The sequence below is a fragment of the Klebsiella michiganensis genome (assembly GCA_000963575.1).
Lineage (GTDB): Bacteria > Pseudomonadota > Gammaproteobacteria > Enterobacterales > Enterobacteriaceae > Cedecea > Cedecea michiganensis_A.
Genome location: CP011077.1, coordinates 2,253,963 through 2,269,870 on the forward strand (window position 1 = coordinate 2,253,963; position 15,908 = coordinate 2,269,870).

Below are 15,908 nucleotides of genomic sequence, written 5' to 3' on the forward strand. Positions count from 1 at the left end.
ATGCCGGCTTTTTATTCTATCTCTCCCAGGCAGGGAGAGAAGGGAATACAGATGCCAGTTTTTTTATTCCCTCTCCCCGCTGGGGAGAGGGTTAGGGTGAGGGGGAAAAAACATGTTAAGGAACACACCATGACCCATCTTGCAGACGTTATCAGCCGCGTGGACGCCGCCATTGCCGCGGACATCATCATCCCAATGAACGAGCTGCTGATTGAACTCAGCGATGACGCAGAGCTGACGCGGGAAGACAGGTATGCCCAGCAGCAGCGACTACGTATCGCCATTGCCCACAAAGGCAATCACCACAAAGAAGAAGCCGAAGAACGCCGGGAGCTGTTCACCCGCAGCGGCACCATTATCTAGCCGGGAGTTGTTATGCGTATTGGATTTATCGGACTGGGCGGTATGGGCCAGCCAATGGCAGACAATCTGCTGACCGCCGGGCACCAGGTTGCCGTCTGGAACCGTTCTCAGGCACCCGCCGAAGCCTTAAAAGCGAAAGGGGCGACAGTCCACGCCACGCCAGCAGAGTTCAGCGACAGCGACGTGTTGATCACTATGCTGGCCGACGACGACACCAGCCGCCGCGTGGTGATTGAGCAGGGCGCGCTCAATGCACTGCCGAAGGGCGCTATCTGGATCAACATGGCCACGGTTTCCGTTGGCTTTACCAATGAGATGGCGGAAAAAGCCAGCGCCGGTGGGTATCGCTATATCGCTGCGCCCGTTCTGGGGCGCGTGGACGTTGCCGCCGCAGGTAATCTCAACATTCTTACCGCAGGGGCAGCGGAGCTGCTGGACAGCGTGCAGCCTATCTTCGATGTGCTGGGGCAAAAAACCTGGCGCTTTGGCGACAGGCCGGAGCAGGCGGCGGCGGTGAAGCTGGCGGCTAACTTTATGCTCGCCAGCGCCATCGAAGCGATGGGGGAATCCTCTGCGCTGGTGGGCGCCTACGATGTGGCCGCCGGTGATTTCCTCGGGATGCTGACCAGCACGCTGTTTGCCGCCCCGGCGTATAAAAACTATGGGGCGATGATCGCCGAATCTCGCTACAGTCCGGCCGGGTTTACCATGAAGCTGGGGCTGAAAGACGTGCGTCTGGCGCAGCAGGCGGCAGAAAGTAAAAATGTGCCGATGGGGTTTGCTGGCGTCCTGCGGGATAACTATCTCGATGCGCTGGCTCACGGCGATGAACATCTTGACTGGGCGGCATTAGCCACCGTTTCCGCTCGCCGCAGCGGGAAATAACTCTCCCTGGCGGCGAATGGTAACACGACTTATTCGCCGCCAAATATATCCCCTTAATTATTCATCCGCACTAAAATAACGCGCTGCGACGGTGCATTAAATATAATTAAATCTTATTTTTAAATATAATTTCCTTGTAAATCATAGATAAATCAGACCTGGCATCGTAATTGCTTTATTCAATCCATCTTGTATACCAGGTGGGATGCCAGCTTATGTCAGTCGCTTTATTGTCGCAGTGGGTAGCCGAGTACCAGCCGCAGCCGCATTTGCTGCCGGGCGCTTATCAGCAATTAATAGCCAATATCTCGCGGCAGGATAATGCGTGGATATATATCGCCAGCGAGCAGCAAATTAATGAGCAAATAAAATCGTTATTACAGGCCATTAAGGTCGGGGGGAAAAAACCGGAAGATTTCCCATTATTTGGCGTGCCGTTTGCAGTGAAAGACAATATTGATGTGGCCGGGATGCCAACCAGCGCCGCTTGCCCGGCGTTTATTTATCATCCCGCTGACGATGCCACGGTGATTTCGCGCCTTCGCGCCGCCGGTGCCATAGTGGTGGGCAAAACTAACCTCGATCAGTTCGCGACCGGGCTGGTCGGCACCCGCTCGCCCTATGGCGCGGTGGTGAACAGCTTTAACCCGGACTATGTCAGCGGCGGCTCGAGCTCAGGTTCCGCTTCCGTAGTAGCTCGCGGGCTGGTTTGCTTCTCATTAGGCACGGACACCGCAGGCTCCGGGCGAGTTCCCGCCGGGTTCAATAACATCGTCGGTTTAAAACCCACCAAAGGCTGGCTTTCTACGCAGGGTGTGGTCCCGGCCTGTCGCCTCAACGATTGTGTGTCGATCTTCGCCCACTCGGCGGCGGATGCGGCCCTGGTGGCCAGCGTGGCCGGGGGGTACGATCCCCGCGATCCTTACTCCCGAAACAACCCCCACACCGCGCCGGCTCGCTTTAGCCCGCGCCTGCGCTTTGCCATTCCAGACCGCCTGACATTCTTTGGCGACAAACTCAGCGAAGAGGCTTTTCAGCTGGCGCTGGAAAGATTAATGGCGATGGGAGCGGAGCTGGTTGCGATAGATTTCAGTGATTTCACCCGCCTGGCCGAACAACTCTATAACGGGGCGTGGGTTGCCGAGCGTACCGTCGCGGTGAAAGAGATCCTCGAAAAACACCCTGATGCGATGGAGCCTACCGTGCGCGGGATCGTCGCCAGCGGGCTGAGCTTCACCGCCTGCGATGCCTGGCAGGCGGAATACACCCGCGCTGAACTTGCCCGCCGTATTCAGCAGCAGCTTGCCTCATTTGATGCCCTTGTGGTGCCCACGTCTCCGACTATCCACACCCTGGCTGAAATGCGCGATGAGCCGGTGGCCTATAACTCTCAGTTTGGCACCTACACCAACTTCACCAACCTTGCTGACCTGAGCGCGCTGGCGCTCCCGGCGGATTTCCGGGGCGATGGCCTGCCGGCGGGGATCACCTTGATAGCCCCGGCCTGGCATGATACCGCGCTCAGCCATTTTGGTGCGCAGTGGCAGGCTCAGCTTGATTTGCCGGTCGGGGCCACATCCCAAAAACTGCCCGCCACGCAAACCTCGATACCTGCCCATGGCTGCGTGCGTGTCGCGGTTGTGGGGGCGCACCTGCGTGGGATGCCGCTGAACCACCAGCTCACCGGCCGCAATGCCGTCTTCGTAGAAGAAACCCATACGGCAGAAACCTACCGCCTCTATGCCCTGGCTAATACACAGCCGCCGAAACCGGGCCTGGTCCGTGCCTCCGAAGGGCAGCCGATCGCCGTTGAGCTGTGGGATATCCCGCTCGCTCGCTTTGGTGAATTTGTCGCCGAAATCCCCGCTCCGCTGGGTATCGGCACGCTGACCTTGCAGGACGGGCGGAACGTGAAGGGCTTTATTTGTGAACCGTGTGCGACAGAAGGTGCCACGGACATTACCCCATGGGGCGGCTGGAAAGCCTGGCTTGCTCGTCAACCTGGCGCTTAAGGAGAGGGACTATGTTTAGCAAGGTTTTGATTGCCAACCGCGGTGAAATTGCCTGCCGCGCCATGCGCACGCTGAAGAAAATGAACATTACCAGCGTGGCCGTCTATTCCGACGCAGATGCCAGCGCACAGCACGTCATTGATGCCGATGAGGCGGTGGCGCTTGGGGGAAATAAGGCCAGCGACACTTATCTGAATATCGAAAAAATTCTGGCAGCGGCAAAAGAAAGCGGCGCCGAGGCGATCTTCCCCGGCTACGGCTTCCTCTCGGAGCGGGCGGAATTTGCCGAGGCTTGTGCAGCGGCAGGCGTTATTTTTATCGGGCCAACGGCGCAGCAAATCAGCGATTTTGGCCTGAAGCATCGCGCCCGTGAGCTGGCCTCCGGCGTGGACGTGCCGATGACGCCGGGCACCGGGCTGCTGACATCGCTTGCCGAAGCGCAGCTGGCGGCGGCGGAAATCGGCTATCCGGTGATGCTTAAAACCACGGCAGGCGGGGGCGGGATCGGGCTGACCCGCTGCGACAGTGAAGCGGCGTTGCTTGAAGCCTGGGAAAGCGTGAAGCGCATGGGCGCGCAATTTTTCAGCGACGACGGCGTGTTTATCGAACGCTTTGTCGACAAGGCACGCCATCTGGAAGTGCAAATTTTTGGGGATGGTAAAGGGAAGGTTGTTGCCTTAGGAGAGCGTGATTGCTCGCTACAGCGCCGCAACCAGAAAGTTGTCGAAGAAACCCCGGCACCGAATCTGCCGCAGACCACGCGCGAAGCGCTGCACCGTGCCGCGGTGGCGCTGGGGGAGTCCGTTCATTACCGCAGTGCGGGAACCGTGGAATTTATCTACGACGCCGCGCGGGATGCGTTCTATTTCCTGGAGGTGAACACCCGCCTGCAGGTTGAACACCCGGTGACCGAATGCGTAACCGGACTGGATCTTATCGAATGCATGGTGCTGGTGGCGGCAGGCGCGTCACCGGACTGGCAAAAAATGGCAGAGGCACCGCAGGGGGCGGCTATTGAAGTCCGCATTTATGCGGAGGATGCGCTGAAAAACTTCCAGCCGTCGCCGGGGATGTTGACCGACGTTTATTTCCCGGAGGGCGTGCGGGTTGACGGCTGGGTCAGTACCGGCAGCGAAGTCAGCGCGTTTTACGATCCGATGATCGCCAAGATCATCGTTCACGGTGAGGACCGCCTGGCGGCGTTAAGTAAACTAAACGGCGCCCTGGCCGCCACCCGTCTGCACGGGATCGCCACCAACCTCGATTATCTGCGCCAGGTCGTGTGTCTGCCGGAATTCAAAGCAGGGGTTATGTGGACGCGCCTGCTGGATAGCGTGAGTTATCGGGCACAGGCGGTGGAGGTGCTGGAGCCGGGGACCTGGAGCAGTATCCAGGACAGTCCGGGCCGCCTGGGCTATTGGGATATTGGCGTGCCGCCTTCCGGGCCGATGGATGATTTTGCTTTCCGCCTGGCAAACCGCATCGTCGGCAACCATCCTTCCGCGGCCGGGCTGGAGTTTACTCTGCAGGGGCCGACGCTGCGTTTCCACAGCGAAGCCACAATCGCGCTGACCGGCGCACCTTGCCCGGCCACGCTGGATGACAGGCCCGTAGCCTTCTGGCAGCCCACCGTGGTCAAAGCCGGGCAGATCCTGACGCTCGGCAGGGCGACCAGCGGCTGCCGTACCTATCTGGCGGTGCGTAACGGCTTCGATGTGCCGGTTTATCTTGGCAGCCGCGCCACCTTCGCCCTGGGGCAGTTTGGCGGCCACGCCGGGCGCACGCTGCGCGTGGCCGATGTGCTGGCTATTTCTCAGCCTTGCCTGCCAGCCTGTACCACACCGGCGCCGATAAGCCTGCCGCAGGCTCCGGAACCGGCGCTGATCCCGCAGTACGGCGAGCTGTGGGAGATTGGCGTGCTGTACGGGCCACACGGCGCTCCGGATTTCTTCACGCCTGAGTCGATGGAAACCTTTTTCAATGCCGAGTGGCAGGTTCACTACAACTCTAACCGCCTCGGCGTGCGTCTGGTGGGGCCGAAGCCGGAATGGACGAGAGCCGACGGGGGCGAAGCCGGGCTGCATCCTTCCAATGTTCACGACTGTGAATACGCCATCGGCGCGGTGAACTTCACCGGCGACTTCCCGGTGATCCTGACGCGCGATGGCCCAAGTCTCGGCGGTTTTGTTTGCCCGGTGACGATAGCCAAAGCGGAATTGTGGAAAGTCGGGCAGGTGAAGCCGGGCGACCGCATTCGTTTTCACGCCATCAGCTTTGAGCACGCGCAGTCGCTGGAGATTGCCCAGCAGGTTGCGGTGACCAATCTGTGCGCTGGGGCAAGCCTGCCGGATCTGCATCCTTCGATTGCACCTGGCGCGACGACCAGCGCGGCGATTCTGGCGGAAATTCCGGCTCAGGGTGTACTCCCGGCGGTGGTTTACCGCCAGGCGGGCGACAACTATGTGCTGATTGAATACGGCGATAACGTGCTCGACCTGGCGCTGCGGCTGCGTATTTATCTGCTGATGAAGGCGATTAACCAGGCGGCGCAGCCGGGCATTGAGGAACTCTCCCCGGGCGTGCGCTCGCTGCAGATCCGCTATGACAGCCAGCGTATTTCCCAGGGCCAGCTGCTCACGCTGCTGCTGAGCATTGAGAAACAGCTAGGCGATGTAACCCGGCTGAAAATTCCTTCGCGCATCGTGCATTTACCGCTGGCCTTTGAAGACAGCGCCACGCTCGCGGCGGTGGAACGCTACCAGCAGACGGTGCGGGAAGAGGCGCCGTGGCTGCCGAACAACGTGGACTTTATTCAGCGCACCAACGGGCTGCAAAGCCGCGATGAGGTGAAGCAGATCCTGTTCGACGCCAGCTATCTGGTGCTCGGCCTGGGGGATGTGTATCTCGGGGCGCCTTGCGCCGTGCCGCTCGACCCGCGTCATCGCCTGTTGAGTTCGAAGTACAACCCGGCACGAACGTGGACGGCGGAAGGCACGGTAGGGATCGGCGGGATGTACATGTGCATCTACGGCATGGATTCGCCGGGGGGCTATCAACTGGTGGGGCGCACGCTGCCCATCTGGAACAAATTTCTTAAAAACGAACAGTTTGGCGACGAGCCGTGGCTGCTCAAGTTCTTTGATCAGGTACGTTTCTACCCGGTGAGCGAAGAAGAGCTCACTGCGTTTCGCACGGCGTTTCGGGAAGGGCGGGTACAGGTTGAGATCGAAGAGGTTGAGTTCGATTTTGCCGAATATAGCCGTTTTCTCGCTGACAACGCCGACGATATTGCCGCCTTCCGTGGCCGCCAACAGGAAGCGTTTCTGAGCGAAGTGGCGCACTGGAAAGAGCAGGAAAGCGCGGCGGTAGAGAGCGCGCTAATGGCGGCGGATCTGCCGACGGAGGAACAGGCCGGACAGCTCGTCAGCGCCGACCTGAACGGCAATATCTGGAAGATCCTCGTTGAGCCGGGGCAAAGCGTGAAACAGGGCGAGCCGCTGATTGTCGTCGAGGCGATGAAAATGGAGCTGCTGGTTAGCGCGCCGTGCGACGGCAAGGTGGTGCGAATTCAGTGCCAGCAGGGCCGGCCCGTGGGGCCTGGGGATGCGCTGCTGTGGTTGGAGGCGGTGTAGGGGCCGCCCCTCACCCTAACCCTCTCCCCAGAGGGGAGAGGGAATAAAACAGAGCCTCGTAGTCCAGTCGGGGCGAGGGAATAAAACAGAGCCTCGTAGTTCAGGCGGGGCGAGGGAATAAACACAGACAAGCACCTCACTTTATTTCTCCCTCTCCCTTCCAGGGAGAGGGCCGGGGTGAGGGTAAACACACGGAAAATCACTATGCCAAAGCGACCAGAAGCCGTAGCCGAGCGCATCTACCAGCAGCTCAAACAGGAAATCTTCGACTTTCTCCTGCTGCCGGGCGACCGCTTTAGCGAAAACGAAATTGCGGACCGCATGAGCGCCAGCCGCACCCCGGTTCGCCAGGCTCTTTATGCCCTGCAGCAGGAAGGCTATGTCGACGTGCAGCCCCGCAGCGGCTGGCAGATCCGTGCGGTAGATTTCGATCATCTCGAGGCCCTGTACGATCTGCGCATCGTGCTGGAGCTGGAGGCAGTGAAACGGCTTTGCCAGCGGGCTGATTCAGTTTTTCCGTTGCCGCTACAGGCGCTGAAACAGTTCTGGCTGGATGACGCGCCGCTGGACGAGGGAATGAACGTCGCGCCGCACGACGAGGTTTTTCACATGACGCTGGTCACTGCGGCGGGTAACCCTGAAATGGCGAGGGTTCACCGGGAGATCACCGAAAAAATTCGCATTGTGCGCAGGCTGGACTTTACCCGCCAGCCGCGCGTCAGTGCGACCTATGCCGAGCATGGGCAGATCCTGCTCGCCGTTCGGGACCGTAATCTTGAGGAGGCACAAACCCGACTACATGACCATATCGCCGCAAGTCAGAAAGAGGTTCGTCAGATAACGCTTCATATGCTGCACCAGGCCAGGCAATACAAGCTGAGCTAATTACTTATCGTTTCTTCAGGGGAGTCAGACTTATGCAACGTCGTACCTTTGTTAAAGCTTTCGCGCTTTCCGCTTCGATTGTCAGCCTTGGATGGGCCTTCGCAGCCCAGGCGGCGGACACCATCAAAGTGGGGATCATGCACTCGCTGTCGGGCACCATGGCTATCTCAGAAACGCCGCTGAAAGACGTGGCGTTAATGACCATCGACGACATTAACGCGAAGGGCGGCGTGCTGGGGAAAAAGCTGGAGCCGGTGGTGGTTGACCCGGCGTCAAACTGGCCGCTGTTCGCTGAAAAAGCCCGCCAGCTGCTGAGCCAGGATAAAGTGGCCGTGGTCTTTGGCTGCTGGACGTCCGTGTCGCGTAAATCCGTGCTGCCGGTATTTGAAGAACTGAATGGCCTGCTGTTCTACCCGGTGCAGTACGAAGGGGAAGAGATGTCGCCGAACGTGTTTTACACCGGGGCGGCGCCTAACCAGCAGGCGATTCCGGCGGTGGAATACCTGATGAGCGAAGACGGCGGGGCGGCGAAACGCTTCTTCCTGCTGGGCACGGACTACGTTTATCCGCGCACTACCAACAAGATCCTGCGTGCTTTCCTGCATTCGAAAGGCGTTCAGGACAAAGACATCGAAGAAGTCTACACGCCGTTTGGGCACAGCGATTACCAGACTATCGTGGCCAATATTAAAAAATTCTCCGCCGGCGGTAAAACGGCGGTGATCTCCACCATCAACGGCGACTCCAACGTGCCGTTCTACAAAGAGCTGGCGAACCAGGGCCTGAAGGCGACCGACGTGCCGGTTGTGGCTTTCTCCGTGGGTGAAGAAGAGCTGCGCGGGATCGATACCAAACCGCTGGTGGGCAACCTCGCGGCATGGAACTACTTCGAGTCCGTCGATAATCCGACCAACAAACAGTTCGTTAGCGAATGGAAAGCCTATGCCAAAGCCCACAACCTGCCGAACGCCAATACCGTGGTCACCAACGACCCGATGGAGGCGACGTACGTCGGCATTCATATGTGGGCGCAGGCCGTAGAGAAAGCCGGGACGACCGATGTGGACAAAGTCCGCGCGGCGATGGCCGGACAGACCTTTAAAGCGCCTTCCGGCTTTACCCTGACTATGGACGCCACCAACCACCACCTGCACAAGCCGGTGATGATCGGCGAGATCGAAAGCAACGGCCAGTTCAACGTGGTGTGGCAGACCGATAAGCCCGTGCGTGCCCAGCCCTGGAGTCCGTTTATTCCTGGCAATGATAAGAAATCGGATCGGCCGGTGAAGACCGCCAGCAACTGATGTTCGACCCACGGGGCATTTACCCTCACCCCGGCCCTCTCCCTGGAAGGGAGAGGGGAAAAGCGGGAATACCCTATCTGAAAAGGGAGTGGGGGAAATTCTTTATTCCCTCGCCCCTCTGGGGAGAGGGTTAGGGTGAGGGGCTGCAGGTTGAAATCAAACAGGAGAACGCCATGACATTAGCGACACTGGCCCGGCTGCTGCTGGTTGTGGCCGCTTTACTGCCGGGGCTTGCCGCCGCCGGGGATGCAGAAACGTTTGCGGCGGCAAACCGCACGGCGCAGGCCGATCTGCTGCAAAGCTGGACGCTGGCACCCGACCCGGCCCGTTTACCGCTGCTCAACGCGCTGAAACAGGAAACGCTGGTCACCGACGGGCATTCGGCTTTTAACCAGACTGGCGCCACGCTGACGGTGTTAGGCGACGAAGCCCAACCGCAGGGCGAGACAAAAAAACTCCGATTGACCAACCGGCTGCGCGTCCTGGTCGCCGGGGCGCTGGCCAGTCATCAATTAATAAGTGACAACGTCACTATTCGTCTGGGCGCTGCGAAAGCCCTGCAGAAGGATGCCCCGCCGGAGCTGCTGCCCGTTTTACAACAGCGGATTAGCGCCGAAAAAGAGCAAAGCGTGCGGGCCGCGCTTGAGCTGGCCGTCGCTCGGCTGGAGTTAACCAGCCCGCAGACTGCCGTGCGTCTGGATGCGGTCAGGCTGCTGGGCAAGTCCACCGACCCGGATACTGAAGCGCTGCTCAAGCCTTTAACCGATGCAAGCGCGGAGCCGGATGCAAACGTGCGGCAGGCCGCAACAGACGGGCTGCGCCAAATCGAGCGCCGCCAGATGCTGGGCGATATCCTCGGCCAGGCGTTTATGGGGCTTTCCCTGGGCTCGATTTTATTGCTGGCCGCGCTGGGCCTGGCTATCACCTATGGCCTGCTGGGGGTTATCAATATGGCGCATGGCGAAATGTTGATGCTGGGGGCGTACTCGGCGTGGGGCGTTCAGACCGCATTCCAGCAGTTTGCCCCGGCGTGGCTGGCGCTTTATCCGCTGGTTGCACTGCCGGTGGCGTTTGCGATCACCGCCGGGATTGGCATGGCGCTTGAGCGCACGATTATCCGCCATTTGTACGGCCGGCCGCTGGAGACGCTGCTGGCGACATGGGGCATCAGCCTGATGCTGATTCAGGTAGTGCGCATGCTGTTTGGCGCGCAGAACGTGGAGGTGGCTAACCCCGCCTGGCTGTCCGGCGGGCTGCAGGTACTGCCGAACCTGATCCTGCCGTGGAACCGCCTGGTGGTGCTGGGCTTTGTGCTACTGGTGCTGCTGTTTACCTGGCTGTTGCTGAATAAAACACGGCTGGGCATGAACGTGCGGGCCGTGACGCAAAACCGCGCCATGGCGGCCTGCTGCGGCGTTTCGACCGGGCGTGTGGATATGCTCGCGTTTGGGCTTGGGTCTGGCATTGCCGGTTTGGGCGGCGTGGCGCTGTCTCAGTTAGGCAACGTTGGCCCTGAGCTTGGCCAGGGCTACATCATCGACTCCTTCCTGGTCGTGGTGCTGGGCGGTGTCGGGCAGCTTGCCGGGAGCGTGGCCGCGGCGTTCGGGCTTGGCATCTTTAACAAAATCCTCGAGCCGCAAATCGGCGCGGTGCTGGGCAAGATTTTGATTCTGGTCCTGATCGTGCTGTTCATTCAGAAGCGGCCGCAGGGGCTGTTTGCGCTAAAAGGGAGGGTCATTGACTGATGAGCATGCCGCTGACTTTAACGCTCGGGCACAAAGCGCCGCGCCTGACTTTGCTTGTGGGGACATTGCTGGTTGTTTTGCTGCTGACGCTGCCGTTCCTGACGCTGTTGCCGGCCAGCAATCCGCTCAGCCTGTCAACCTACACCCTGACGCTGCTTGGCAAGATCCTCTGCTACGCCATCGTCGCGGTGGCGCTGGATCTGGTCTGGGGCTATGCCGGTTTACTTTCCCTCGGGCATGGCCTGTTTTTCGCCCTCGGCGGCTACGCCATGGGAATGTACCTTATGCGCCAGGCTGCAGGTGACGGGCTACCCGGGTTTATGTCGTTTCTCTCCTGGAGCGAGCTGCCGTGGTACTGGTGGGGCACGCAGCATTTTGCCTGGGCGCTGCTGCTGGCGATGGCTATTCCAGGGCTGCTGGCGTTTGTTTTCGGCTACTTCGCTTTTCGCTCAAAGATTAAAGGCGTGTACTTCTCGATCATGACGCAGGCGCTCACCTGGGCTGGGATGCTGCTATTTTTTCGCAACGAAACTGGCTTTGGCGGTAATAACGGTTTCACCGGTTTTACCACGCTGTTGGGGATGCCCGTCACGGCGGTCGGCACGCGTATCGGCCTGTTTATCGCCACCGTGCTGCTTTTGGTGGCGAGCATCGGCCTCGGGTTCTGGCTGGCGCGCAGCAAATTTGGCCGCGTTCTGACGGCGGTGCGTGATGCGGAAAACCGCCTGACGTACTGCGGGTACGATCCCCGGGGCTTCAAGCTACTGGTGTGGACGCTTTCTGCGGCGCTGTGTGGCTTAGCCGGGGCGCTGTACGTGCCGCAGGTGGGCATCATTAACCCTGGCGAAATGTCACCGACTAATTCCATTGAGGCCGCTATCTGGGTCGCGCTGGGCGGACGCGGGACGCTGATTGGCCCGGTGCTGGGGGCGGGGCTGGTGAACGGGGCTAAAAGTTACTTCACCATGGCGGTGCCGGAATACTGGCAACTGTTTCTTGGCCTGATTTTTATTCTGGTGACGCTGTTTTTACCGCGCGGGGTGATTGGCCTGCTGCGCAAAGGAGAGAAATGATGCAGCCTGCCGAATCCCTGTTTACCCGCCAGTACCCTACGGATCGTTTTCGCGAGCAGACCGACCCGGTACTGGCGCTGGAAAATATCAACGTCAACTTCGACGGGTTTCAGGCGTTAACCAATTTGTCGCTGAATATCGGCGTCGGGGAGCTGCGCTGTGTGATTGGCCCCAACGGCGCGGGAAAAACCACGCTGATGGATGTGATCACCGGGAAGACCAAACCCCAAAGCGGCAAAGCTTTTTACGATCAATCCATCGACCTGATGCGTCTGGAACCCATTGAAATCGCCCGGCGCGGTATAGGTCGTAAATTTCAAAAGCCCACGGTTTTCGAGGCGCTCACGGTCTTCGAAAACCTGGAGATAGCCCAGAAAAACGAGAAGTCCGTATGGGCGAGTCTGCGGGCGAAACTCAGCGGCGAACAGCGCGATCGCATTGATGACATGCTGGTCACGCTGCGGCTTGCCGGGGATCGTCATCGTCGGGCGGGGCTGCTGTCCCACGGGCAAAAGCAGTTTCTCGAAATCGGCATGCTGCTGGTGCAGGAACCGCATTTGCTGCTGCTGGATGAGCCTGCGGCGGGCATGACCGATGCCGAAACCGAGTACACGGCGGAGCTATTCCGCAGCCTCGCGGGGAAGCATTCCCTGATGGTGGTCGAGCACGATATGGGCTTTGTTGAAACGATTGCTGACCATGTGACCGTGCTGCATCAGGGGCAGGTGCTGGCGGAAGGCTCGCTGCGTGAAGTGCAGGCGAATGAGCAGGTTATCGAGGTCTATCTTGGACGCTAAGGAGCAAACATGCTGCAGGTGAATGAGCTTAACCAGTATTACGGCGGCAGCCATATTTTGCGTGGCATCAGCTTTGAGGTGCGCGTGGGGGAAGTGACCTGCCTGCTCGGACGTAATGGCGTGGGGAAAACCACGCTGCTGAAATGCCTGATGGGGCTGGTGCCGGTGAAGGGCGGCAGTATTAGCTGGCAGGGGAAAGCAATAACCCAGCGCAGGCCGCACCAGCGTGTTCAGGCGGGCATCGCCTACGTTCCCCAGGGGCGGGAAATCTTTCCCCGGCTGACGGTGGAGGAAAATCTGCTGATGGGGTTGTCGCGGTTTTCCGGGCGCGAGGCAAAGGCCGTACCGGACGAGATTTACCGGCTTTTTCCGGTGCTAAAAGAGATGAGACTCAGGCGGGGCGGCGATCTCTCCGGCGGGCAGCAACAGCAGTTGGCGATTGGCCGGGCGCTGGCCTGTAAGCCGCAGTTGCTGATTCTGGATGAGCCCACGGAAGGCATTCAGCCCTCAATCATCAAAGAGATCGGGCAGGTGATTCGTCACCTTGCCGGACGAGGGGATATGGCGATTTTGCTGGTGGAGCAGTTTTACGATTTTGCCGCAGAGATTGCCGACCGATATCTGGTGATGTCGCGCGGGGAGATAGTGCAACGGGGGGATGGTAGCGCGATGGAGCAGGAAGGTGTTCGAGGGCTGGTGGCAATATAAGTGGTCTGCAAAAAATTACTGATTGTGGTACTTTTGGCTGAACCTCTGTGCGCCTATAGTTTTAGACATTCTCCATCGAATTCCAGAGGTTAGCATGTCTTTTACCGTCAACAGTTTTCAGCAGCCGATTGGCTTCTCTCTTCCTGACTGGCAGCGCCGTCCGCTGCCGGATCGCGTCACATTAAACGGCCAGTTTTGCCGCCTTGAGCCATTGAGTGCGGCGCAGCATGGGGCGCCGCTTTGGCAGGCCTGGCGCCAGGCCGAAGATACCCGAGGCTGGACTTATCTCAGCGTCGGGCCCTTCGACACCGAAGTCGATTTTATCCAGTACATTGCCGGGGCAGAACAAAGCCCGGACTCTTTTCATTATGCTGTCGTGGATAACGCCAGCGGTAAAGCGCTGGGCTCGCTGTCGCTGATGCGTATTGACCCGGCGAACGGCAGTATTGAAGTTGGCTTTGTGGTGTTTTCGCCGCTGCTGCAGCGCACCGCCCTGGCCACGGAAGCCCATTTTTTGCTGATGAAGTATGCGTTTGAAACGCTGGGCTACCGTCGCTACGAGTGGAAGTGTGACAGCCTGAATGGCCCCTCCCGCCGCGCGGCGCTGCGGTTTGGCTTCCGCTTCGAAGGCGTGTTTCGCCAGATGGGGATCTACAAAGGGCGCACCCGTGATACGGCGTGGTTCTCCATCACCGATGGCGAATGGCCGCTGGTGAAAACCGCCTTTGAGCGCTGGCTTGCTGCTGACAATATGGATAACGGCGTGCAGCGTACAGGGCTGGCGGCTATTCGCGACGAACTTAGCCGCCAGAAAAGCGAACCTGGTCCGCAGGTGGAAGTGCGCCTGTTAACGGCAGGCGACCGGGCGCAGTGGCAGGCGCTCTGGCAGGGCTATCTGAACTTTTACGACGCCCAGATAAGTGACAGTGTCACTAATTTGACCTGGGAGCGCATGCTGGATGAGCGTGAGCCAATGTGGGGCTTTGGGGCCTTTGATGAAAAGGGCACCATGCTCGGTTTTACTCACTTCCTCTATCACCGCAGTACCTGGTCTGCGACGAACTATTGCTACCTGGAAGACTTGTTTGCGGCTCCACAAGCGAGGGGCAAAGGCGTTGGCCGGGCGCTGATTGAAGCGGTTCGCCAGCACGCCGGGGCGAACCACAGTTCGCGCCTGTACTGGCATACCCATGAAACTAACGCCACGGCGCAGACGCTGTATGACAAAGTGGCGCAGAAGTCCGGCTTTATCAAATACGAAAAAGCCGTGTAATAACGCACGCCTCGTCAGGCCGTTATGGGCTGGCGGGGCGGCGTATTCATGCCAATCACGATGGCGTAGTAAGCCAGTAAAATCGTGCCCATCAGCACCACGAACAGCATGTAAGGCGGCAGCCAGCTCAATAACAGACCGGTGACCAGCGGGTTACAGGCCCCGCCAAGCCAGCCGAGCTGCTGGGCGGCAAAATAGCTTGATTTCAGGCCCGACGGCGCAATGTTGTCGATAAGCATGTATTCCCCCGGCGCGTAGATAAGCTCGCCGACGGTAAACACCAGTGAAGACAGCCCCCACAGCCACAGGTTAGTCCCTGAAATCATAAAGCCACCGAGGCCGCAGATGAAAAACAGCGTGCCGTAGAACATCATCTTTTTGATGTTATCCGGGCGAATATTTTTCCCCAGGAAGTACTGGAAAGCGACGACAACAATAGCGTTGACCGAAAGTACGACGCTGACCACTTTTTCCGCCAGCCCGGTATCGCCGATAACAATCGCGTATTGCGACAGGCAGCCGGCGAAAGCGCCGTAAACCATTGAGCCTAAAAACGCCGAGGTAGTGAACCACATCAACTGTTTGTCGCGCAGCATAATGCGCGGCGAAGGCAGAACTTTGTCTTCCAGACTGCCGGGCATCATGGCGGCGACGGGCTGACTTTTGACATAGCGGCCAATCATCAGAATCGGCAGCAGGGCGGTCAGGGCGGAGAGCCAGAACGGCAGATTGGTGCTGTACATCACCACGAAAGTGCCGAGCGGCGGGCCAACCGTCCAGCCGATGTTGACGAAGGTGTAGTTGAGCGAAAAGATTTTTGGCCGCAGGCTGACGTCCAGCGTGTCGGAAAACCACGCCTTCACCACCACGGAAAACACCGTATAAGAGCAGTTGATGATGGAGTAGAACAACACCACCAGCCCGGCATTGTGCACCAGCGGAATGACCGCAAAGCCGCCGAGGAAAATGACGATAGCCAGCAGCATCGCCTTTTTCTTATCGAATTTGTCTGCAAGGATGCCAAACCACAGGCTGAATACCACCCCGGCCACCAGCGCGATGGTAATCGCCAGGCCGATATCCTTCAGCGCCATATGGTATTCACGCGAAAGATAGATGGTCATAAACGGCAGCGTCAGACCCCGCCCGATAGTCAACAGCAGCGAAGAAATAAGTAACACAGTTGTTGCAAGTTGTTTGCCTGCAAACAGATTTCTGAGGGCGGTCATGG

At 59.1% G+C, this 15,908-nt stretch carries 12 protein-coding genes; 11 read left to right on the plus strand and 1 reads right to left on the minus strand.

The features are described 5' to 3' along the window. The first annotated feature begins 129 nt into the window (after positions 1 to 129). The 11 genes from VW41_10650 (at position 130) to VW41_10700 (ending at position 14,677) form a co-directional block, all read left to right on the plus strand. Positions 130 to 363, plus strand: a complete 234-nt coding sequence (locus tag VW41_10650; protein AJZ89459.1) for a hypothetical protein — start codon at positions 130 to 132, stop codon at positions 361 to 363. 12 nt (positions 364 to 375) lie between these two features. Beyond that, positions 376 to 1,248: an oxidoreductase gene (locus VW41_10655; protein AJZ89460.1), complete on the plus strand. Its 873-nt coding sequence runs from the start codon at positions 376 to 378 to the stop codon at positions 1,246 to 1,248. A gap of 296 nt (positions 1,249 to 1,544) precedes the next feature. Beyond that, positions 1,545 to 3,260: an allophanate hydrolase gene (locus tag VW41_10660; protein AJZ91933.1), complete on the plus strand. Its 1,716-nt coding sequence runs from the start codon at positions 1,545 to 1,547 to the stop codon at positions 3,258 to 3,260. A gap of 11 nt (positions 3,261 to 3,271) precedes the next feature. Next, on the plus strand, positions 3,272 to 6,892 hold the full coding sequence (locus tag VW41_10665; GenBank protein ID AJZ89461.1) for an urea carboxylase: 3,621 nt from the start codon (positions 3,272 to 3,274) through the stop codon (positions 6,890 to 6,892). A 204-nt stretch (positions 6,893 to 7,096) separates the two neighbouring features. Beyond that, positions 7,097 to 7,777, plus strand: a complete 681-nt coding sequence (locus tag VW41_10670; GenBank protein AJZ89462.1) for a GntR family transcriptional regulator — start codon at positions 7,097 to 7,099, stop codon at positions 7,775 to 7,777. A 32-nt stretch (positions 7,778 to 7,809) separates the two neighbouring features. Continuing rightward, positions 7,810 to 9,081: a branched-chain amino acid ABC transporter substrate-binding protein gene (locus VW41_10675; GenBank protein ID AJZ89463.1), complete on the plus strand. Its 1,272-nt coding sequence runs from the start codon at positions 7,810 to 7,812 to the stop codon at positions 9,079 to 9,081. A 173-nt stretch (positions 9,082 to 9,254) separates the two neighbouring features. Beyond that, positions 9,255 to 10,826, plus strand: coding sequence for an urea ABC transporter permease (locus tag VW41_10680; protein AJZ89464.1), 1,572 nt, complete (start codon positions 9,255 to 9,257; stop codon positions 10,824 to 10,826). After that, positions 10,826 to 11,899 carry an amino acid ABC transporter permease gene (locus VW41_10685; GenBank protein ID AJZ89465.1) on the plus strand — a complete coding sequence of 358 codons (1,074 nt, stop codon included), beginning with the start codon at positions 10,826 to 10,828 and terminating at the stop codon, positions 11,897 to 11,899. The genes VW41_10680 and VW41_10685 overlap by 1 nt, the downstream gene beginning before the upstream one ends. After that, positions 11,899 to 12,696: an urea ABC transporter ATP-binding protein gene (locus VW41_10690; protein AJZ89466.1), complete on the plus strand. Its 798-nt coding sequence runs from the start codon at positions 11,899 to 11,901 to the stop codon at positions 12,694 to 12,696. Before VW41_10685 ends, VW41_10690 begins: the two co-directional genes overlap by 1 nt. A gap of 9 nt (positions 12,697 to 12,705) precedes the next feature. Continuing rightward, positions 12,706 to 13,404, plus strand: coding sequence for an urea ABC transporter ATP-binding protein (locus tag VW41_10695; protein AJZ89467.1), 699 nt, complete (start codon positions 12,706 to 12,708; stop codon positions 13,402 to 13,404). 94 nt (positions 13,405 to 13,498) lie between these two features. Next, positions 13,499 to 14,677 (plus strand): GCN5 family acetyltransferase, encoded by a 1,179-nt coding sequence (locus tag VW41_10700; GenBank protein AJZ89468.1) that lies wholly within the window; start codon positions 13,499 to 13,501, stop codon positions 14,675 to 14,677. A gap of 14 nt (positions 14,678 to 14,691) precedes the next feature. Here the strand turns inward: VW41_10700 and VW41_10705 are convergent, their stop codons facing one another. Next, a complete protein-coding gene (locus tag VW41_10705; GenBank protein AJZ89469.1) occupies positions 14,692 to 15,906 on the minus strand; it encodes a transporter in 1,215 nt (404 codons plus the stop codon). Between the last annotated feature and the right edge of the window lie 2 nt (positions 15,907 to 15,908).

Coding starts and splice junctions, on each gene's coding strand:
- VW41_10650 (AJZ89459.1), top strand. CDS start 130: ATGACCCATCTTGCAGACGTTATCAGCCGCGTGGACGCCGCCATTGCC.
- VW41_10685 (AJZ89465.1), top strand. CDS start 10,826: ATGAGCATGCCGCTGACTTTAACGCTCGGGCACAAAGCGCCGCGCCTG.
- VW41_10655 (AJZ89460.1), top strand. CDS start 376: ATGCGTATTGGATTTATCGGACTGGGCGGTATGGGCCAGCCAATGGCA.
- VW41_10680 (AJZ89464.1), top strand. CDS start 9,255: ATGACATTAGCGACACTGGCCCGGCTGCTGCTGGTTGTGGCCGCTTTA.
- VW41_10665 (AJZ89461.1), top strand. CDS start 3,272: ATGTTTAGCAAGGTTTTGATTGCCAACCGCGGTGAAATTGCCTGCCGC.
- VW41_10670 (AJZ89462.1), top strand. CDS start 7,097: ATGCCAAAGCGACCAGAAGCCGTAGCCGAGCGCATCTACCAGCAGCTC.
- VW41_10700 (AJZ89468.1), top strand. CDS start 13,499: ATGTCTTTTACCGTCAACAGTTTTCAGCAGCCGATTGGCTTCTCTCTT.
- VW41_10695 (AJZ89467.1), top strand. CDS start 12,706: ATGCTGCAGGTGAATGAGCTTAACCAGTATTACGGCGGCAGCCATATT.
- VW41_10675 (AJZ89463.1), top strand. CDS start 7,810: ATGCAACGTCGTACCTTTGTTAAAGCTTTCGCGCTTTCCGCTTCGATT.
- VW41_10690 (AJZ89466.1), top strand. CDS start 11,899: ATGCAGCCTGCCGAATCCCTGTTTACCCGCCAGTACCCTACGGATCGT.
- VW41_10705 (AJZ89469.1), bottom strand. CDS start 15,906: ATGACCGCCCTCAGAAATCTGTTTGCAGGCAAACAACTTGCAACAACT.